The following is a 21,883-nucleotide window of genomic DNA, read 5'->3' as shown; positions in this document are numbered from 1 at the left end:
TTATACCTTTATTAACTCTTTATTTTCGTTTAAGTCCCGCTAAGTAAGTTGGAGTTGTTTGAGGATGCCCTGCCCAATAAAGTTTACAACACCGCCACCGGAGAAATGGTGGATTATGGCAATAATCCTATTGAGCGGGGGATTGGTTGGTCTGCCCTTGATATTGGTCGTATCCTAGCTGCTTTTCATGTGATTCGTACTTGTCATCCTCAATATGGTGATTGGCTCAAAGGAATAGTTGATCGCTGGGATGTGGCGCGATCGCTCCAAGACGAAAAACTTTATGGTGCTACAGTTCTACCAGATGGTAATACTCTACTAGTACAAGAAGGACGCCTTGGTTATGAAGAATATGCCGTCAGAGGTTATGAACTTTGGGGCTTTACTGCACCGAAAGCGGTCTCTTTTGAACCATTTAAGTTCGTAGAAATCAATGGTGTTCAGATTCCAGTTGATACCCGTCAATATCAAGAAACTAATGCTAACAATTATGTAGTTAGTGAGTCTTATATTCTCGATGGTATTGAGTTTGGTTTTCAAGGAGATATCGCCGATTATGCTGCCAGGATTTTAGAAGTACAGAAGCGTCGCTATGATCAAACGGGGCAATTAACGGCAGTAACAGAAGATAATCTTGACCAAGCACCCTATTTTCTTTACAACACAATTTACGCTAATGGTGTTGCCTGGGCAGCGATTACCGAAAACAACGAACTTCATCCAGAGTTACGCAGCATTAGTACTAAAGCGGCTTTCGGTTGGCGCTATCTTTATCCTGAAAATGACTATGGTCAAAAGTTGTTTGAAGCAGTTAAAGATTTACGTAGTCCTGATGGAGGCGGTTTTTTTGCTGGTCTTTATGAAGAAACAAATCAAGCAAATAAAGCTCTAACTGGTAATACCAACGGCTTAATTTTGGAGATTTTGTACTACAAAGCTCGGGGAAATCGCCCCTTAATTGGCATGAGTGGTGTCAGTGTTTCTACTGGAGAGCCTAGTGATGGGGAAGTAGCAACAACCACCACACCTGCAATCCATACACCCCAACTCCTTACTGTCTCGCCCATTGAGCCTGTGGACAAACCACGCTCCTTCTCCCGTCCCACGCTGACCCGTTCCTTGACAGAACCAGAACGGCGCTATGCCAAGGCGGCCTGGCGCTACTTCGAGGCGAACTATCAATCTAACACTGGGCTAGTGAATGACCGTCATGACCTCAACGGTGCAACCTTGTGGGGCATGGGAGATTATCTGGCAGCACTGATTGCAGTCCAAACTCTTGAGATTATCTCAGACGCAGAATTTGACCAGCGTACTAGGCATCTGTTGGGAGCCTTGAAGCAACTACCCTTGTTTGCTGGTCAATTGCCCCATCGAGGTTACGATACCCAATCCTTGAAACCCATAGACTACGGCGGTAACCCTAGTTTAGAAGGTAGTAAAAATCCGACCGCAGAGGGAACAGGTTGGTCAGCCCTTGATTTAGGTAGAATTCTGGCCGCCTTGTACACCTTAAAAAACTACTATCCCCAATACGCAACAGCTATCGAGCAAATTGTCTTGGATTGGTCTTATTCACAAGTGGTGCGGGATGGTGTTCTCTTCAGTGGCACCGTCAAGAAAGATGAAAATGGACGACTCCGAACCATTGTCAATCCGGAAACTCGCCTGGGTTACGAAGAATACGCGGCCCGTGCCTTTCAGTTATGGGGTTTTGATGTAGAGGGTTCTGCCGTCGGAGGTGAGTATCAAATGAACTCAGTCGAAGGTGTTCAGGTGCCTCTGAGAAGAAGTGGGCACAGGGACAAGGGCAGTAGGAAAGAAATTTCCTATACAGTTAGCAACCCCTTTTTACTTTATGGCTTGGAATTTGGCTTTGACCCGCAAATGCGCCAACTAGTGGAACCGATTTTGCAGGCTCAAGCTAAACGCTACCAGCGTACTGGCACTCTCACTGCTGCGGCGACTACTCTAATTGACCAGCGACCTTATGTTATCCACAGCACAATTGTGGGTCAAGGAGAAGTTTGGGCAACTCTGACAGATCAGGGGAATTCTGTGCCAAAGGAGCGTATCGTTAGTACGGCTGCTGCCTTTGCCTTTCATGCCCTTTTTCCAGACAACCCATACACTAGCCAGTTATGGACGGCCACTACAGACAGACATAACTCTGAACAGGGCTATTACGAAGGATTTTACGAGCAAACAGGTGAAACAGCACAGGGTTTCAGTGGCAGTACCAATAGCCTAGTTTTGCAGTCTCTTTTGTATCTAGCAACCAATCATCAACCCTTGATTCGTCCCGAAACAGCGACTAATTCTCTTTGGTGGCAGGAACTGGCAGAAGGAAAGATGGGACAAGGATTGCCCCGTGCTACATCTCCGACAGCACAGTGGGTTGCTAATGGGGCTTATTGGGTTTCGACGGGGAGTAACCCTCTTGCAACTGGCTTAGTAAGCACAATGCAAGATCCAGAAAACTCAAATTGTGCCTGTAGCTTGTCCAGCACGACCAAATCGCCTCAACCACAAGCTGTATCAGCTATCGCGGCTTCTTCTAACAGTACTCAACTAACTTTAACCGAAGCCGATAAAATGGCCGCGCAACAAGCTTGGCAATATTTTGAGCGGAACTGGAATCCTCAAACTGGTTTGGTCAATGCTGTTGAAAATTATCCCTGGACAACACTATGGGATCAGGGTAGCGCTATTCTAGCTATTCACGCGGCACGGCAGTTGGGGCTAATTGAGCCAGAGGAATTTGACCGCATGATTGACCGTCTGTTGCTGACTCTAGAAAACCTACCCCTGCCAGCGACGGGCTTACCAAATAAGGCTTACAGCACTACTACAGCAGAAATGCGTCGCTTAGACAATACTCCTGATCCCAGGGGAAGCAGTGGTTGGTCAGCCTTAGATACGGCTAGATTTTTAATGGCGTTGCATGTTTTACGGACGCATTATCCTGAACATCGCGATTCGCCTCATGGCGATAGCTTCGCTTCACGTATCAACCAGATTGTCGAAAATTGGAATATCTCAAAACTGGAGAAAGATGGTTGGCTTTACGGCAATATTCCTGATGCCAATGGCCAAACCCGCTTATTTCAGGAAGGCCGACTGGGTTATGAGCAATACGCCGCCCATAGCCTGCAACTGTGGGGCATTGAAGCAGAAAATGCCTTGCACAATCCTCCCGTGCGTACCATTGAAGTTGACGGTATACCTTTACAAATTGACCAACGTGATTGGGAAACTTCAGGGGCGACAAACTATCTCACCAATGACCCCTATCTGCTTTGGGGATTGGAATTAGGCTGGCCAGATTCTGTTAAGTCTCAAGTTGAGAATTTACTGAGAGTCCAAGCAAAGCGCTATGAACGTACAGGCATCTTAACCGCTGTTAACGAAGATTCCCTTGATCGTTCTCCCTACTTTTTATACTACAGCGTATATGCCAATGGCCAACCTTGGCATGCCGTTAATAGTAGGGGAAAAACTTATCCTCAATATCGGTTCTTGAGTACTAAAGCGGCTTTTGCCTGGGACGCTTTAATGCCTAATGACTCTTATGCCACCACTTTGCGGGCAGGTGTCGAGAACCTTGCCAAGCCAAATCGAGGTTACCCTGCCGGACGCTATGAAAATTCACAGCTAGGTGTAAATGCCTTGTTCAATGTCAATACCAATGCTGTAATTCTCGAAAGTTTGCTTTATCAAATAAGGGGCAATCGTCCGTTGGGATTTTAATCATCAGGATCTCAATAATTATGAGTAACTCAATTTCCGTTGTCGAAAATTCTCCAAGTTTTTCTGGTAACATTCGCTCTCGCCTAAAAGATAGAACACTACTATTTCGTTACCTAGCAATCATCAATTTCATCTTCGGTGCTTGGTATCTGCAATGGCGTATTACTAATTCAATCAATTTCTCTGCCCTCTGGCTCTCTATTCCCCTATTGTTAGCAGAAATTTACAGCTACTTAGGTGGTTTAATGTTCTTGATTGGATTGTGGCGACCGATAGTGCGCTGGGTCAAATCTCTCAATCAAATGACACCGCCATTTCCTAGTTCTGAATGTCCAACTGTCGATGTTTTTATTACTTGCTACAGCGAACCAGCCGAGATGGTCGAAAAAACTGCTAGGGCAGCTTTAGACATTGATTATCCGACAACTAAGCTGTGCATTTACATCCTCGATGATGGCAACTCACCAGAAATGCGAAGTATGGCAGAAAAACTTGCTTTGGAAGATTTACAATCAGCCAAGTTACAAAAGGAAGCTGAACGAATTAACCGAGATAGAATAAAGTTAGTAGCGCGTCTTCATCAACTGGAGTTTTTGGCACCAGAAATTCCCAAAGCAGAAAAATTACTCCAGTCTTTCCAGTTGCAAGTTCAGACAGACTGTAATGCCTTGTCTCAAGTTTTGTCCTGGCTTGAGCAACTAAAGCGGCCATCAATTCCTCAAAAAATATGGCTGGAGTTCCAAACTGTAATAGCTGAGGGTTTAGATAATGCCATTTCCCATGCTCACAAAAAACTGCCATCAACAACTCCCATTGAGGTTGAAGTTACGATTTTTAGCCAATCATTAGAACTTCGGATTTGGGATTACGGCTCTGCCTTTGATTTTGAAGAATATCTGCAAAAATTGTCGGATAAAGTAGATGAAACTGCTGAAAGGGGTCGCGGTTTAGTAATCATGCGGCGCGTTGCCGATCACCTGAGTTATACAAGAATAGAAGATGATCGCAATTGTTTATTAATTGTCAAGTATTACTCTCCCATCCAGGAAGATTACAGCCAAGGAATTATTGACACTATAGCTGGATATTTACAAGGTTTTCAGCAATTGATACTCTTGTTGAACCCTAATCATCGTCAAATCAGTGATTATTTGATTAATGAAAGACGCTCTTTAGAAAAAAAAATTTACCAAAAAGAGTTGGGGTTAAGTGAGCTAACTCGCTGTCGCTATATTGCTCGTCCTAAACCAAAAGACAAGCCTCATCACGCCAAAGCTGGTAATATCAATTATGCTATTTTTTCAGGTGAAACCTCTGGAGATTTCATTCTCACCTTAGACGCAGACCATATTCCTCAGCCAAGATTTTTGCAACGAGTTTTGCCCTACTTCTACACCTACAATCTCCAAATTGGAAAGTATGAAAGTAATCAAATTGCTTTTGTGCAAACGCCCCAAGCCTTCTACAATCTTCCTGATGGCGACCCCTTTGGACATCAAGCACATTTATTTTATGGTCCGATTCAGCAAGGTAAAGATGGCATGAATGCTGCTTTTTATACAGGAACAAATGCTGTATTAAGGCGTGAGGCATTAATTAGTGTTGGTTTGCAAAACTTTTCTGATGAATTTACCAAGGATGAAAAACGACTAGACGAATTTGACTTGGTAGGTGGTGTATCGAGCAACAGTATTACCGAAGATATGAATACTGCTATGCGCTTGCACGCTGCTGGCTGGCGCTCCGCATACCACCACGAAGAGTTAGCCGAAGGATTAGCACCGGATGACCTTAGCTCTACACTAAAACAAAAGCTACGCTGGGCTCAAGGAACGATTCAAGTGCTACTAAGAGAAAATCCTTTCACCAAGTCAGGGTTGAGTTTTTGGCAACAGCTGCAATATTTTCAGACAATGTACAGCTATTTCTCTGGTTTCTTTACCTTGATTTTTGTCATCTGTCCGATTATATATTTCTTCACAGGTATTATTCCTGTACGTGCCTATGGAGCTGATTTTGCCCTACACTTTATTCCAGCTTTTATCCTCAATCGCCTTACATTTCTAGCAGCAAGTTGGGGAATTCCTGCCAGAGAACTTTGGCGAGCTGAACAATACGCTATTGCTCTATTTCCACTATTTATTCAAGCAATTTGGAGTGTTTTTACGGGGCATTCACTTAAGTTCCAGGTAACTCCTAAACAACGGCAAGCTGGAGTTTACTTACAGTTGGTTTGGCCACAGGTGACTATTTTTGTACTCACAATTTTAGGAATGCTGTGGTGTATTTATCGCTTCGCAGTAGGAGATTTAGGGAATTCTTGGCTTTATCTGCTCAATGGAGCTTGGGCAGTCTATAACCTTTCTCTGTTGTGGGTGATTATCAGTGCTGCTGTTTGGCAACCAAAATCAGTTTTATAAAGTGATAGAGCGTGCATACGGAAAGAGCATGTTGGTAAAGAGTCAAAATTTATCAGTACTTTCAACAATTAAATGTGCTGGCAACCAGTTTTAGCTTCATGGTTAGCTGCATATCTGTGCATGATTTACGCCTTGGATTTTTCTTAGGTAACAAGGTGTCAGTTAAATTAAGATTGCAGCACAAATTTTAGACAGTTTAAACACAAGGAGTTACAGCAATGAATTCTAGCGTTAAAGTTGTTCAACCTTCCGGAATTTTAGACGGCACTAATGCTAATCAATTGCGTCGCGAGATTAGTGATGTTATCGAAAGTGGTGTGAATATTGTATTAGTTGATTTTCAGGATATTACCTTCATGAATAGTACAGGCTTAGGCGCTTTAGTTGCCTCATTTAAAACTGTTCGAGGTGCTGGAAAAGAACTCTTTCTTTGCTCGCTTACTGAACAGGTTAAATTGATTTTTGAACTAACCAAAATGGATCGTGTTTTTAGCACTTTTGCTGATCGAGAAGAATTTGAACAGAAAGTTGCTGTCCTTGGTTAAGATAGCTGTCAAGTTGTGCCCATATTCTATAACTACAGGCAGCTAAAATCACCAACGATTCTAAGACAGTTTTAAAGTTTTAGAATGTTCAAATAAAGTATACGTTACCCAGCCAAACAAGACCCCCTGTTCGCTATCTATCTGAATCAGAATAACTAACGGGACTTAAACGAAAATAAAGAGTTAATAAAGGTATAATTTAGGCATGGCAGCCATTTGACATTAGAGTGTAAGACATGAAAGAGACAACCCCCGCCGCCATGCCTCCTTGCTTCGATAGATGGTGCAAACGCTTTGATGATGTCTGGAGACATCAAGCGCAAAAAAGGGAGTTTAGGAACTATATTGGGGGATTATTAGGGGAAAGTGAAGGAAAAAACCTGTCTCAAATGGCGGATAACGCGGTGGGAGTGACTTACCACCGATTACATCATTTTTTAACGGAAGCCCCCTGGAATGCTCAACAGGTAAATGAGCGGCGTCTACTGGTGATGAATCAGTGTAGCCCAACCCGAATAAGTAGAGGATTCACGTTAATTGTAGATGACTCAGGACATAGGAAAAGTGGCAATTTCACGGCGGGAGTAGGACGACAGTACATTGGAGAAATCGGGAAGACAGACAACGGAATAGTAGTGGTAACAACTCATCTATATGATGGGAAAAAAAGCCTACCGTTAGATATAGAGTTATCTCAACACGCTAGTTCTTTAGCTGAAGGAAAAAAAGATATTGAATTCCAGAAAAAGCCGGAGTTAGGCTTAGCATTAATTGACCGCAGCATGAACAGAGGATATCGACCGGGTATCGTATTAATTGATGCTGGGTATGGAAATAACACAACGTTTTTGCTGGAACTGGAAAAAAGGAAACTCAAGTATATAGGAGGATTAGCCAAAAACCGTAAGGTGATAATTGAAATAGGGATAAGTCAACGAGAAGAGATTCGCCTAGATAAGTTAGCCGAATCCTTGTCGCCAAAAGATTTTACCCCTGTTCAAATCAATCTAGATAAACTGAAAACCGTTTGGGTGGCTCCTGTAGAAGTTGAACTCTCACAGCTTGAAGGAAAGAGAACAATTGCTATCGTCATGAATGCCTCAACCTTCGACCAAGCTAGTGATGTTGACTATTTTATTACCAATGTTGAATCAACAAAAGCCACAGCCGATTGGATAGTAACTACCTACTCTCAAAGAAATTGGGTAGAAGTTTTCTATCGGGAAGCCAAAGGCTGGTTGGGTTTATCTGAATATCAAGTCAGAGATTATAGAAGCCTGATAAGACATTTCATGCTTGTGTTTTGTGCCTATACATTTATTTTATGGCACACTTTAACCGGAGGATTAAGACGGCGTTGGGCATCGAAACCTTTAAACACCTTTACTGAAGCATTAGAGGCGTTTCGGACAGCGATGTCTTTCCGTTTTATGGAGTGGTTGAACCACAATCGGGACGTATTCTTTGCTCACAAAGCTGCTTTGGGCTTTGTTTGGGCTTGAAATCTGTCTAAGTCCCACTAACAACAGGGGGTTTTAATTCGAGGCTTTTTAAATCTTGCACCAAGATAATTTCTTCTATTTTAATCAAGATTTACTTGTAATAGAGAGAAATCATCATCTAAGGGTTTTTTACTATTCAAAGCCTGAACCTGATGGCATAGGTCATCTAAATCAATGAAGTTATTTTTTCTGTGATTAGTTAATAAATTAATTAGCGAATTAAGTCCCCAAATACTGCCATCTGGTTGGTATATTTCGTAAACTCCATCACTGAAGATATACAGAATGCTATCTGAGGGAATTTCACAGCAATTGTCCTCGAATTCGGCTTCAGGCAGCATGCCAATCGGGATGCTCATTGCTCCTAGTTTCTGCACAGAGGTAGTACCAAAAGTTTCCGAAAGTAAAATTGCAGGTGGATGTCCAGCACAAGCATAAATTAGTTGACGTTCATTTCGGTTATAAACGCCGTACCAAATTGTGAAATAGTCATCCCCGTTTTCGCTCATCTGGAAAACTTGATTGAGTGCAGTTAAAACAGTGCTAGGTTGATAAAAATTGGTATTGGTTAGGGACTGTGATCGCAAAATATTCAGCACGGAAACAGATAAAAGTGCTGATTTCACTCCGTGGCCGGCGACGTCCAATAGATAAATTACTAAATGGTCATCATCGAGCCAGAAATAATCAAAAACATCGCCTCCTAGCTGTAAAGAGGGAATAAATTGCTGCTGGGTAGAAATACTACCCGTCAGAACAGAGGGTAAGAGCGATCGCACATAGGTAGCTGCCTGTTTTAATTCGGATTGCAAAAGTAAATTTTGACGTTGTACTTCCTTCTCTGCCTGTTTTCGCTTGATAAACTGACCAAACTGGCCGCCAATTGTTGTCATCATTTTGAGTAAATTGACATCAAGTTGCTTACTTTCACGGCTGAAGAAGCAAATCACTCCCAGTTGTTCGTTCCCACCTAAGACTGGGAAAGCAAAAGCTGAATGTAGCCCAAATCGAACAGCCAAGGAAGAACGACGAAAGTTACTATCTTCTCTAATATCAGCTACCCAACTAGGTTGATTATTATTCCAGACAAAACCATGCAATCCCTCTCCAGGAAAGAAGGAGATTTGCCGAGAGTAGGTTTCAAATTCAATGAGTTCTGGCCGGGGCAAATGCCAGGTTTTAACAGCACACAAGACATCAGTCTGCTGATCTACCATCCAGAGTTCACCGAGATCCCACTCTAAGTTTTCGCCGATCGCCTGCAAAATCTTCGAGGTAGCTTCCTCAATGCTAGTTGACTCTGCTAAAACGTGAGTTGTGGCGTTTTCCGCGCTTAGATGTTGTTCCCGGTGCTTACGCAGAGTAATATCATTGAGAGTACCATTTGTACCTATCAAAGTGTTGTCTGAAGCCAATCTTTGGCAAGCATAAACTTCAATCCACCCTACACCACAACTTTTGGTTAAGATGCGAATTTGGTAGTGGTCATCTTTTTTTTTACCTTCAATTAAGGGTTGGAATGTTGTCACCTGGAGTTGTTGATCATCGGGATGAATAAATTCTAAAAAGCTCCTGCTTAGGCTCTCCTCTGTAGAAAATCCAGTAATTTCTCTCCAGGCTGGATTGAGAAATGTCAGTCTTCCTGCTATATCCGTTTGGAAAATTACTTCCTGTAGATTTTCTACAACTGAGCGATACTTTTCTTCACTCTCTCGTAGCGCCTTTTGGGCCCAACTGGCTTCCAGGATACGACGTAAGCGCCGACGCAGCACTGCTGGATGGATGGGTTTTGTCACGTAATCAGTTGCCCCGGCTTCAAATGCCCGATCAACAGATGCCTGGTCATCAAGACCAGTAATCATCAACACAGGAGCAAAATCACCTTCTGTGAGTGCTTGCAGTTTGCTACAACAAGCAAAACCATCCATCACGGGCATCATCGCATCAAGCAAAACCATGTCTGGCTGCAAGTGTTGGTAAGCGCTCAGACACTGCTCTCCATTCTCAACTTCTTCAACTCGGTATCTATCTTGTTGCAAGATCTGACGGAGCAGCATTCTGATAAACCTGTCGTCATCTGCTATTAAGATTAGAGGAGAATACTTTCTGAGATGAGTATTGGTTTGCTCTGCACTCAGATCTGAAGCCACATAATTTTTTGACAATTCCAGCATAGAGCCTACTTGATCTGCTTGATTACTACTAAAAGAAATAAATGCTTTAGTAACGGATACCCTTCTTTTCTTAATACTTGGCAAGACAGGAGTCAAACGAGCCCGTCCTCTGCTCACATAATAATTAAAGAGTAATTTTTCCGGGCGTTGATATTTTAAGTTATTGAATGGCGCATCAAATAGTCGCAGGGTTTACCTATTCAGTCAATCTTAACCAGTTAGTGTTGTCATTGGTAGTTATACTGATTTTCTTGAAGCAAAATTAGTAATATCAGCGGAATTACGGAACAATTACTAAACACTTATCGCAGGCAATACTGCTTTAATTGTAGGTATTCATGCTCTTGGAAATTCATGACTTCTTTTTTAGAAAGATATTTTTATTCTATTAAAAGAACAAGTTCCACGGAAATCCGTATAAACACGGTAATACAAACTCTTGAATGCTTGTAAAATAATTATTTATAAAGGTGCTTTATGTTTAGTTATTAAATTAACCATTTGTATAGTTTTGATTGTTAGTAGTAATTTAATCTAATTCTAAAAATGGCTTACTATTTGCTTGCTTACTTCAAAATATATATTTGCTTTATTCCTGTCAACAGACAAGTTTAATGATGGACAAAATCAGCAGATTTCAATATAAAATAACTTGTTTTTTGATAGGTATTTCCCTTGCCTTTCTCTGGCAACTTACTGCTTGTAGTAAGCAGCAAACTGAAATTACACCAGCCATGACACCCCGGAAAACTACACCAGATCAAGTTTCAGTTACTCCTGTGCGGGTGGGAATTCTTGCTATTGATAGCGCTGTGTCCGTCAATGAACGCTACAGTTCCCTCTTAAACTACCTGTCTGAAGTTATTGATCGTCCCTTTGAATTAGTGCCACTTACCCAGGAAAGTCAATTCACGGAAGTTGCCCAGAGTAATCTAGACTTCACTCTCAATAATCCTTTAGCAGCAGTGCAAATACGCAGGCTCTACAATACCAAATTTTTGACAACCCAGTCTCTACCTCAAACTGGCTCAGAATTTGGCGGTCTCATTATTGTTAAAAGTGACAGTAATCTTCAGAAGTTAGAAGATCTTAAGGGTAAGAAGGGTGCCTGCATTAACTTCCAAACTGCTGCTGCTGGCTGTGTTTTTCAGATCTATCATTTGCTACAAAACGGCATCGACCCTTTTACCGACTTCAGTAGCTTTGTGGAAAACGAATCACAAGACAATATCGTGCTAGGGGTACTCAATGGCACTATCGATGTTGGCTTTATCCGTACTGGTCAATTAGAAAAAATGGTGGCTAAAGGACTGATTAAGAGCGTGGATCAACTACGGGTTCTAGATCCAGTTGGGGATAAGTTTCTCTACAAACATACCACTCGGCTCTATCCAGAATGGCCCTTTGCTGCTCTGCCTGACACTGACCCGCAATTAATAGTAGCCGTGAAGGAAGCACTACTCAATATCCCGGTAAATCATCCAGCGCTAGTAGCAGCTAAGTTAGAGGGCTTTGTTCCGGCGGCAGACTACAGCTCTCTTGATGAGCTAATTAAAAGTTTAAAGCTCAAAAGCTGGGATACCCAGTAGAGACTTAGTTAATTAAGTCTGTTTAGGAAATACTCGTTGCACTGGAGCCGAAAATGACTGCTCAAGGAAATAATTTAGGCATTTTTAGGAATAGTATTACCTTTCGTTATCTGGGAATTGCGAGTACATTCTTAGTAATTATTCAGTTACTGTTCGGATTGTTGCAAGTTCGCGGCCGTTTTCTTCGGCAGTTGACAGCGCTCGAACATAAGGCAGAAGGTCAAGCCAAATTCTTAAGTGCTGTTAGTCCGGAAGCAGTTTTGGGGTCAGATTTTTTGGCATTGGAAAGGCTGATGAGACAGACGAGCGTGGATGCTGATATTGTCTACAGCGCAGTCATTGACCCGAAAGGAAATTCTTTAACACGCTTCCTAGATCAAGACAATCCGCTAATTGTTCAGGCTTTGAAGTCCGGTGAATTTGAAAACAACCTCGTACCTCTAGTTGACAGAGTTCTACAAGAGCCAGTAGTGCGTGAAGTCCGCACTCCGATTATTTCCGGCGGCAGAACTCTAGGGGAAGTTCGATTAGGCTATTCCCTAGAAAATGTTCAACAGGAGTTACGCCAAGCAGTAACCAACACGCTGATTGCTTCTCTTTTGGTCAGTGCTTTGGTGGTAAGCTTAACGCTAATCCTCTTTAATCGGGAAGTTGGCACTCCTCTACAAGAGCTAGCTGATCTCGCTCAAGCATTAGCAAATGGTGATCTAGACCGACGCGCTGACATCAGTCAAGACGACGAAGTGGGCAAGTTAAAAGCGGCCTTTAATCATATGGCAGCACAATTGCAACAAACTTTACAGGGTTTGCAAGAGCGTATAGCGGAGCGTGATCAGACCCAAAAGCAGTTGCATCAAGCTGCGGCCGAATTAGAGCAGACTCGTGATCAAGCTTTGGCAGCAGTTCGTGCCAAAAGTGATTTCTTGGCCACGATGAGCCATGAGATCCGTACTCCGATGAACGGAGTAATTGGCATGACTGGACTGCTTTTGGACACAGAGTTGACCCCTCAGCAACGGGAATTTACTGAAACCATCCGTAGCTGTGGAGATGCCTTATTAGTGATCATCAACGACATCCTCGACTTCTCTAAGATCGAATCCGGCAAGCTGGAGTTAGAAGAACAACCTTTTGATTTACGAACTTGCATTGAAGAATGCCTCGACTTGCTCGCGACCAAAGCAGCAGAGAAAAAACTGGAGTTAGCTTATCTCCTCCATTTGCAAACCCCAAGTACACTGATCGGCGATATTACTAGGTTACGCCAGATATTAGTGAATTTATTGGGCAATGCCATTAAATTCACTAATGAGGGGGAAGTTACGGTTGAGGTAGAAGCTCGACTCATTTTGGACTGTGAAACGCCACGAGGAAATGCGACTGCAGTTAGTAAAAAATCAGAAGCCTTTGCTATTAATCAAACGAGCGATTATTCCCAATCCGATACGCTCAGCCATGAAATCCAATTCGCAGTCAAAGATACTGGTATTGGCATTCCTCAAGACCGAGTAGACCGCCTGTTCCGGTCTTTTTCTCAAGTAGATTCCTCCACCTCTCGGAAATATGGTGGCACTGGTCTGGGGCTGGCAATTAGCAAACGGCTGTGCGAAATGATGGGAGGTAAGATGTGGCTGAAAAGTCAAGTAGGAGTCGGCTCCACATTTTATTTCACGATAGTTACACAATCATCTTCTCAATCATTGCTCAATAACCATCCGAGCGACCAAATCCAGCCAACACTAGCTGATAAACGGTTGCTAATTGTCGATGATAATGCAACTAATCGTGAAATACTGACCCTACAAGCTCGGTCTTGGGGAATGATTCCGGTGACTGCACACTCAGGTTATGAAGCAATTGGTCTGATTGACCAAGGTCTATCTTTTGACCTCGCTATTTTAGATATGCAAATGCCGGAAATGGATGGTCTGGTCTTAGCAAAGGCAATTCAAAAACGACCTGAATGTCGTCAATTGCCCTTAGTGATGTTGACTTCCATTGGTAAACCAGAAATTGAATTTGAAGCTGCTCAGGTTGGTTTTGCTGCCTTTCTCAACAAGCCAGTGAAGCAATCTCAGCTTTACAATACTTTGGCCCAAATCTTCGGCGGATTACCCCTCAAGGTCAAGCCTAACAGCTCTCAAAAACCGCAACTTGATCCCCAAATGGCCGAAAAACTACCGTTGCGAATTTTGGTAGCTGAAGACAATATGGTGAACCAGAAACTAGCTCTACAGATATTACAAAAAATGGGGTATCGAGCTGATACCGCAGGTAACGGACTAGAGGTACTCCAAGCTTTGCAACGTCAGCAATATGATCTCGTATTCATGGATGTACATATGCCAGAAATGGACGGATTGACAGCTACACGACGCATCTGCAATCAATGGCCCCCAGAAAAGCGCCCCAGAATTATTGCGATGACTGCTAATACTATGCAAGGTGACAGAGAAAAGTGCCTTCGTGCTGGGATGGACGATTATGTGAGCAAGCCAATTCGAGTAGAAGAGTTGGTGGAGTCTCTTAAACAATGTTGGCCTCGTTTAGAAAACGCAGCTCCAATTCGAGTCATTGAAGAGGCTATCGACACAGAAGTATTAGCCAACTTTAGAGCAATGATGGGGGAGAGTGCTAGTGAAATCCTGGCTACCTTAATTGATACTTACTTGGAAGATACTCCCTCTTTGCTGCAAACAATGAAAAAGGCGATCGCTCAACAACAGCCGCAAGTAATGCAAAGTGCAGCTCATACCTTGAAATCGAGCAGTGCTTCCTTAGGAGCAATCAGTCTGTCTCAACTGTGCCAGCAGCTAGAAAATCTGGGCAGCCACACAACAACGGTGGCAAAACCAGTGATGTCACAGATGGAAACTGAATACGAACGAGTAAAAATAGCACTGCAAAAAGAGTGTCACAGAGTGTAGATCAAGCCTCTGGCAAAACCTGATTTCATCTGTTGTCCATCTGTGGTTCCCAATTCTTATTTTGAATTTTTGCCAGAAATCTCTTAAGCCATGTCCTCTAGCTAGGAAAATTGCAATATGACTACCTATGGTAATAACTCTTCTCCTCTGATCCTGGTTGTAGACGACGACCGATTCACAAGGCTAATGCTACGTCAAGTGATGGAACAAGAGGGATATACAGTAGAAGAAGCCGAAGATGGTCAGCAGTGTCTAGCTGCCTATCAGTCCCACGAGCCTGATATGGTATTGTTAGATGCCATGATGCCCGTAATGGATGGTTTTATTTGCTGTAGCAAATTACAAGCACTCAGAGAAGGTAATTGTGCTCCTGTGTTGATGATCACTGGCCTGAATGACCAGGCATCTGTTGATTGGGCATTTGAATCGGGTGCGATAGATTTCGTCACTAAACCAGTCCACCCACCCGTGCTGCGTCGGCGTGTCCGTCGTCTTCTCGAAGCTAGTTGGGCTCAGAAGGCTTTGCTCAATAGCGAGAAACAATATCGTTCTGTTGTAGAAAACGTCAGGGAAGTAATCTTTGAAACCGACGCGGATGGCCAATGGACATTTCTGAATACGGCTTGGACAAACCTCACTGGATTTAAGGTAGTCGAGAGTTTAGGAAAAAATTTCCTAGACTACATCCATCCTCAGGATCAAGAACTTCATCGAGAGCTGTGGCGATCGCTGATTGAAGGGCAAAAAGGCTCTATTCGGCAAGAATTAAGATGCTTAACTAAGGCGGAAGAGTCTCGTTGGATCGAAATTCGCGCCCATGCGCAGTTGCTAATTAACGGTTCTATTCTGGGCATTTCTGGCACTCTTCAAGACATCACTGAGCGTCTTTATACTGAAGCTTTAGAAAAAGAAAAAGTAAGGCTAGAAACGGAAATTGTTGAACGAGAGCAACGCTCCGAAATGATGCGCGCAGCGCTGGATAAAGAAAAAGAACTGGGTGAACTAAAATCTCGTGTGATCACGACAATCTCCCACGAGTTCCGTACCCCACTAACTACAATTCAATCTTCTAGCGAATTGCTCGAAAATTATGCTGATAAATTAGTCCAGGAGAAAAAACGCAAACATTTCCAGAAGATTGGAAAATCAGTAGCCCACATGACCAAACTGCTTGAGGAGGTAACTCTTTTCGACGAAGCGGAGGCTGGACAATTAGTATTTAATCCAATCCCTCTGAATTTGGAGAACTTATGCCTAGAAATTGTTGAGGAGTTGCAAGTAGATGTGGATGACCAACATACAATCGCGTTGTGGTCTCAAGGTGATAACACTAAAGCCATTGTAGATCAGAAGTTACTGCGACAAATTTTGACCAATTTACTGTCTAATGGAGTCAAATATTCTCCCCAAGGAGGCACAGTGAATCTTGAGTTAATTTGCCAAGATGATCAAGCCATTTTCCGCGTTGAGGATCATGGAATTGGTATTCCCTCAGAAGATCAGCCCAGAATATTTGAATCTTTCTATCGGGCGGGCAATGCTGGCACCATTAGAGGAACGGGACTGGGGTTAGCAATTGTCAAAAAATGCGTGGATTTGCATCAAGGCCGGATTAAACTAGAGAGCGAAGTGGGAATAGGGACAACTTTTACCCTGATTTTGCCGTTAAATGCCAGCTCAACCTCGGCTTTTTGAATATCTCGACTTTTGGCTCAGACTTAATCAGATAATTCGAGTTATCTAATTCGTTTTGAGGAAGTGTTTATCGCAGGCATGGTTCTGCTTAGTTAAGCTAATTTAGCTATCTGTGTCCATCTCTAGCAAGACTTTCAAGACACCCCGTTGCTGAGCATGTTCAAAGGCTGCTAGTCCTTCACTGACGGGGTAATGGGCTTGAATTAGTGAATTAACCTCTACTTTATGTTGGGATAATAGCTCAAGAGCTGGTTCAAAAGAACCGCAGCGAGAACCAATCAGGGTAATTTCGTCTACGACGAGGGAAGAGGCGTCAAAAGTAAGCTTCCCAGCATAGGTACTCTTGAGGACGAGAGTACCTCTAGCACGTAAAGCTCTCCGTGCGATCGCAAATCCTTCTGGGTTGCCAGTACACTCGACTGAAATATCGAAAGATCTCTGGGTTACTGCATCGGCAAAGCCAGTCTTAATACCCCGCGCTTCTAGGTTAGCCAGCTTCTCTTGATGGCGACCAATTGCCAACAAATCGCAGCCAGTCAGCGCTAGGGTTTGCGCTACCAATTGCCCTAATTTACCATCTCCCACTACCAGCACTCGGTGATCTGGTCGCACTGATACCTGTTGTTGGATTTCTAAAGCAGCGGCTAAGGGTTCGGTAAAGGTGGCGGCGTCTGTAGAAATCTCATCCGGTATTGGGTGTAAGTTTTTAACCGGTAAGGTGAGATATTCGGCAAAGGCTCCGTTACGGTTAACAATCCCCAGAACGGAGCGGTTTTCGCAGTGAGTCGGCTGTCCGCTAAGACAAAAACGGCATTGACCACAAGCTGCGTTGATTTCCCCGACGACTCTTTGGTTAAATAAATTTTCTGGCCCTTGCTCTACCACACCGACAAATTCATGACCGAGGATACCAGTGTAGGGATAGTAGCCTCTGAGGAGTTCTAAGTCAGTATTGCAGATGCCAGCGCGCAGGACGCGCACCAGTGCTTCACCGGGAGGGGGTGTCGGTATGGGGAGATTGGTACACAGTTGCAGTTGCTGGTTTTCTAGCCAGATTCCTTTCATGTTTAGTCCTGAGAATATCAGACAAATCGGAGCTTGTTTCTACTCTGAGACATTTTGATTATTTGACTCTAGTTGTTTAAATTGCGATCGCAATTCTAATTGCCCACTAGCAGCAATTGTTTCTAAGTTAGCAAGGCGTTCTTCTATCTGTTGTAGCTTACTGGCAGGTAAAGCATTCTGAGCTTTTTGATCAGATCGCCAAACAAAAGCGGTGCCTGCTGCTGCACCTGTAACAACTGCTAAAGGGAGAATTGCGCCGCTCCTGGTAATTGGAGAAAGTGGTATGCAAAGTGCTAGCATGCCGATGGCATAAGACCAAATTTTTGTAGTGGTCGTCATGCGGATATCTTCAGCATGTTCTGAGTCTTTGTGCAGTGGATCAGCCATGAGTCTTGAGTTTTTTGAGACCGGTCATACTCTTGTACCTCTATACTGACACGCTTGTCCCCAATGTTGCTTCCTGCCACTGGGTTGCTGTGAGTGGGTTAAGTATTAATACCAGGGACTCGATCTTGTCCCGCACTTGGTAGAATGCTTTTAATGAGGTAAGCGGTTACTAATATTCAGGATACGCTCTAGTAATATTTGTAGACCTCCAACAATTTTATACAATTTTTCCGAACCAGTTTTCATCGTTGTTAATGTTTTGGGAAAATCTTTGACAATAAAATTTAGGCTGCCTTCTTCTGCAAGCCCAACAATAGTTGTCGGGTTTTGAGTCAAATTAACTTCACAATTTAACAGTACTTCTCTAATTTGTTGACAATAAACGAAGAGGAATTCCAAATTATCAGCCCAAAAAGCAGGGTTTTTCATCTCCGAAGCAATAATAGGAGCTATTTTTCCTAAACTGACCATTCTTTCTGCAGTACTCAGACTGCTCATTTTTTCTATTTGGTTACTTAGAGCTTTAACTTGTTCATCCATTTGCTCATTAAGTAACTGGCAAGTTAACTGATGAATTTGTGAATCAGCTAGAAGTAACTGATGCATATCTAGTAATCGGTAAACTGCCCGGTTAATCTCTACTACAATTGGTTCATATACTAACTCTTCTGAGCGTCGTAGACAGCAACGAGCCGCTTCTACTATCTGCGTGTCGCCCTTGAGTATTAAGACTTCTGGAGCCACAAAGTTATACAAAGAATCAAGAGAGCGCCGAGAAAACAGTTCTATGCCATAGGGACGGCTCATCATCTCTAAAAAGCGATGCCGTGAAATCATACCTGAAAATGTACCTTTCTTGGTGAGAATCACTCCTGGGAGTAGTGGATTGTCTTGGAATTTTTGAGCAACTTCCTTACCTGAGCAAGAGTATTCAACTTGAAAATCGTATAGGGGTAGTTTATAAAGCCTTGACTCCAAACCCACGTCAAGATTTTTCGATGAAGGAATTACAGAAGAAATCGAGGAATCTGTGTAAAGCTCTTTGATAATAGACATCAGTCAAATTAATTATTCAGATTAGCAATTTTCACCTTAATCTTAAATCAAAAAAAGTTATTTATAGTTAAAAGTTAGATAACTTCCCAGTTTTTTATGCTAAGTTAGCTTTACTTTTTTAAGCAATAAACTAAGCTTAATGCTTATTTAATTCGCAGTTAATTTTTTTTGTCAAAATATTTGATTTTGTCTATTGAGAAACAAAAGTGAATTAAATTAAATGCCTATAAAAAATTCCCTTACAGAAATATTATATATCTTGACAAGAGCAATTAATCGCGTTGTGTAGTAACAGTTAAATTACAGTACTTGAAGCTGAGCGTCAGGTATTGGCACCTTTACTTTAATCCTTTGTATAGCAACAAAGTATTTGTCTAAGCGGCATCCACTACAATCTCAGAGTACTGTATTATCTGAGTAACTAAGCATCATGGAGTGGCTAGGCAATTACTCGCTTCTAGCAGTCCCCAATGTCGTAGGCAGTTCTGGTCAGAGCGATGTTGCTGAATTAGTAACGGTTCTGATTATCTTATTACTGGTTGCCACGGGGGTTGCCCTGATCTCGCGACGATTTCAGATTCCCTATATTACTGGTTTGGTGCTAGCCGGTTTAGCGATTACAGAGCTTTTGCCCCATCGGATCGGTTTGGACTCATCTCTAATTTTCAATCTCTTTTTGCCAATTCTGTTATTTGAAGCGGCAATTAATACAGATATCAGTCGCTTACGCAGTACTATTAAACCGATTGCCCTACTCGCTGGACCTGGAGTAGTAATTTGTGCTGGTACAACCTCAGCCTTGCTGAAACTTGAATTAGGTCTAGATTGGATACCTGCTTTACTGGTTGGCGTGATTTTATCAATTACCGATACAGCCCTAGTAATTGCAGTTTTTAAAGAAGTTTCAGTTCCTTCCCGATTAACTACCTTGGTTGAGGGTGAAAGCCTTCTCAATGACGACGTTGCTTTAGTTTTATTTAGCCTAATTTTGACATTTTACTCTACTGGTTCTTTATCGCCCTTAGATGCAGTCCAAGAGTTTTTGTTGGTCATTATTGGCGGAGCGTTAGTCGGATTAGCATTAGGTTATCTTAGTGTGGGTTGGTTTAGCCAAACTGATGACCCCTTAAGCGCCATTCTTCTTACCCTTGCGGTTGCTTTGGGCGCTTTCCAAGTAGGTCAGTTGTTAGGAGTATCCGGCGTAGTCGCTGTTGTGGTTGCAGGACTAATTGTGGGCAATTTGGGGCTCTCTCAGAGTATCTCGCCCTCCACACAGGTGACTTTGTTCAGCTTCTGGGAATTTGCCGGATTTGGGGTGAATACCTTCATTTTTTTGTTAATTGGCCTAGAAATTAATCTGATCACCCTTTGGCAGACTTTGCCAGCAGTTTTTCTGGCATTAATCGCCTTTCAGGTGGGACGCGCCGTCACTGTTTATCCCCTCTTAGACTTAGTGCGTTTTTTTGATAGACCCATCCCTTGGCGCTGGCGGCATGTTATGTTTGTGGGCAATATTAAGGGCTCTCTCTCGACTGCCTTAGCCTTGAGCTTACCAGCAGCATTGCCAGAACGAGAGAGACTGATTGCGGTTGTTTTGGGCGTAGTTCTGGTGTCTCTGGTGGGACAGGGACTCAGCTTACCCTGGTTTGTACGGCGCTTGAGGTTAGCTCATCATTCGGGGAGTAGCAAAGTAGTTGAGGAATTACAAGCCCAACTGATGACTGCTAAAGCCGCCCAAGATGAGTTAGAAAGTTTGTTGAGTTCAGGAATTTTGCCCAAAGCTGTCTATGAAGAAATGCGGTCGGCTTATCAGGTGCGGGTAGCTTCTTCTGAGAAAACCTTGCGGGAGATTTATAACCAGCGTTCCGAGCAATCCACAATATTTAACGGGGGTAGCAAAAAACTAGATGCAATCCGGCGACAATTGCTTATTGCAGAAAAGAGAGCTTTGAATGAAGCCCTGCGCCGCAATATTCTTTCAGAGGAAATAGTTCAAGAACGTAGCAAAATACTCAATGAGCAACTTCTGAAGTTACAGGATGATTAGAACGTAGACCCAAATAATCAACCACCTGATGCAATAATGCCGATTTAGTCACCACTAGAATAGTCGAGCCTGCCTCTAGCTTGGTATTGGCATTGGGAATGACTAAATCGGCATGGGGGTGAGATTGATAGCCGATAATTAAAGAACCCTCTGGAAAACGAGAATCCCTAGAGACAAGAGCCAAGCCACGGCCAGCAACGTGGGAATCTTCTGGAATTGCTATTTTGAAGACTTCTACTTGTCCCTGTTCGTAGTGCATCACTGATTCAACTTGGGGGTATTCAATTGCCGTTACCATTGTATTGACAGCAAGGTCAACGGTACTGATTATGTGATGAGCTCCGGCAAGACGAAGGGGGCCTTCAAAATCGCGTTGGCGCATCCGAGTCACAATGTGGGGCACGCCATAGTGCTTAGCCAGGGTAATCATTGCCAGATTGAGAGCATCATTACGAAGGGCAGCAACTATGGCATCTGCCTTGCGAATTCCTGCTTCAAACAATAACTGCATGCTGACCGCACTGCCTTCAAAAGCCATTACTCCCACTTGGTCGCGAGCATAACGGCAGGCTGTGGTGTCAATGTCGATCATTGCGATCGTATGGTCTAATTCTACTAGCTTTTGCGCCAAACTTATTCCTACTAAACCAGCTCCACCAATCAAAACGTACATGGCTAATTTTGCTCAGTAATTGCTTTACAAACAGCTTTGTCTATTGTCTATTT

12 protein-coding genes and 1 pseudogene are annotated in these 21,883 nt (G+C 43.0%); 8 read left to right on the top strand and 5 right to left on the bottom strand.

The window, feature by feature from the left end:
• Positions 1–39 precede the first annotated feature (39 nt).
• From ACT7WV_RS02040 to ACT7WV_RS02025, 4 genes and pseudogenes are all read left to right on the top strand, one after another.
• Positions 40–3,750 (top strand): annotated as a pseudogene (locus ACT7WV_RS02040) (DUF3131 domain-containing protein); the annotation flags it as partial.
• A gap of 20 nt (positions 3,751–3,770) precedes the next feature.
• Positions 3,771–6,170, top strand: a complete 2,400-nt coding sequence (locus ACT7WV_RS02035) for an ATP-binding protein (RefSeq protein WP_445101299.1) — start codon at positions 3,771–3,773, stop codon at positions 6,168–6,170.
• A 218-nt stretch (positions 6,171–6,388) separates the two neighbouring features.
• Complete coding sequence (locus tag ACT7WV_RS02030) at positions 6,389–6,715, top strand: STAS domain-containing protein (protein ID WP_445101298.1); 327 nt, start codon at positions 6,389–6,391, stop codon at positions 6,713–6,715.
• A gap of 236 nt (positions 6,716–6,951) precedes the next feature.
• Positions 6,952–8,217 carry an IS701 family transposase gene (locus ACT7WV_RS02025; protein WP_445101297.1) on the top strand — a complete coding sequence of 422 codons (1,266 nt, stop codon included), beginning with the start codon at positions 6,952–6,954 and terminating at the stop codon, positions 8,215–8,217.
• An 80-nt stretch (positions 8,218–8,297) separates the two neighbouring features.
• On the opposite strand, the gene ACT7WV_RS02020 is transcribed toward ACT7WV_RS02025, so the two are convergent.
• Positions 8,298–10,508 carry a SpoIIE family protein phosphatase gene (locus ACT7WV_RS02020; protein ID WP_445101296.1) on the bottom strand — a complete coding sequence of 737 codons (2,211 nt, stop codon included), beginning with the start codon at positions 10,506–10,508 and terminating at the stop codon, positions 8,298–8,300.
• A gap of 497 nt (positions 10,509–11,005) precedes the next feature.
• Here ACT7WV_RS02020 and ACT7WV_RS02015 point away from each other — a divergent pair, with 497 nt between their 5' ends.
• From ACT7WV_RS02015 to ACT7WV_RS02005, 3 genes are all read left to right on the top strand, one after another.
• Positions 11,006–11,980, top strand: a complete 975-nt coding sequence (locus tag ACT7WV_RS02015) for a phosphate/phosphite/phosphonate ABC transporter substrate-binding protein (RefSeq protein WP_445101295.1) — start codon at positions 11,006–11,008, stop codon at positions 11,978–11,980.
• A gap of 53 nt (positions 11,981–12,033) precedes the next feature.
• The gene (locus ACT7WV_RS02010; protein WP_445101294.1) at positions 12,034–14,907 is read left to right on the top strand and encodes a response regulator; all 2,874 of its coding nucleotides are present in this window, start codon (positions 12,034–12,036) and stop codon (positions 14,905–14,907) included.
• Positions 14,908–15,024: 117 nt separating this feature from the next.
• On the top strand, positions 15,025–16,602 hold the full coding sequence (locus tag ACT7WV_RS02005) for a sensor histidine kinase (RefSeq protein ID WP_445101293.1): 1,578 nt from the start codon (positions 15,025–15,027) through the stop codon (positions 16,600–16,602).
• A 102-nt stretch (positions 16,603–16,704) separates the two neighbouring features.
• Here ACT7WV_RS02005 and ACT7WV_RS02000 read toward each other — a convergent pair whose 3' ends face one another.
• From ACT7WV_RS02000 to ACT7WV_RS01990, 3 genes are all read right to left on the bottom strand, one after another.
• Positions 16,705–17,667: an MDR/zinc-dependent alcohol dehydrogenase-like family protein gene (locus tag ACT7WV_RS02000; protein WP_445101292.1), complete on the bottom strand. Its 963-nt coding sequence runs from the start codon at positions 17,665–17,667 to the stop codon at positions 16,705–16,707.
• Between the two features lie 39 nt (positions 17,668–17,706).
• The gene (locus ACT7WV_RS01995; RefSeq protein ID WP_445101291.1) at positions 17,707–18,054 is read right to left on the bottom strand and encodes a hypothetical protein; all 348 of its coding nucleotides are present in this window, start codon (positions 18,052–18,054) and stop codon (positions 17,707–17,709) included.
• 150 nt (positions 18,055–18,204) lie between these two features.
• Positions 18,205–19,110: a CBS domain-containing protein gene (locus tag ACT7WV_RS01990; RefSeq protein WP_445101290.1), complete on the bottom strand. Its 906-nt coding sequence runs from the start codon at positions 19,108–19,110 to the stop codon at positions 18,205–18,207.
• A 430-nt stretch (positions 19,111–19,540) separates the two neighbouring features.
• Here ACT7WV_RS01990 and ACT7WV_RS01985 point away from each other — a divergent pair, with 430 nt between their 5' ends.
• Positions 19,541–21,157 carry a Na+/H+ antiporter gene (locus ACT7WV_RS01985; protein ID WP_445101289.1) on the top strand — a complete coding sequence of 539 codons (1,617 nt, stop codon included), beginning with the start codon at positions 19,541–19,543 and terminating at the stop codon, positions 21,155–21,157.
• Here the strand turns inward: ACT7WV_RS01985 and ACT7WV_RS01980 are convergent.
• Positions 21,123–21,830, bottom strand: a complete 708-nt coding sequence (locus tag ACT7WV_RS01980; protein WP_445101288.1) for a potassium channel family protein — start codon at positions 21,828–21,830, stop codon at positions 21,123–21,125. The two genes, ACT7WV_RS01985 and ACT7WV_RS01980, sit on opposite strands and share 35 nt — an antisense overlap.
• Positions 21,831–21,883: the final 53 nt, after the last annotated feature.

Source organism: Symploca atlantica LB2515, assembly GCF_052546295.1.
The sequence above is the reverse complement of the archived record's forward strand: the minus strand, read 5'-3'. Positions and strand labels throughout refer to the sequence as shown.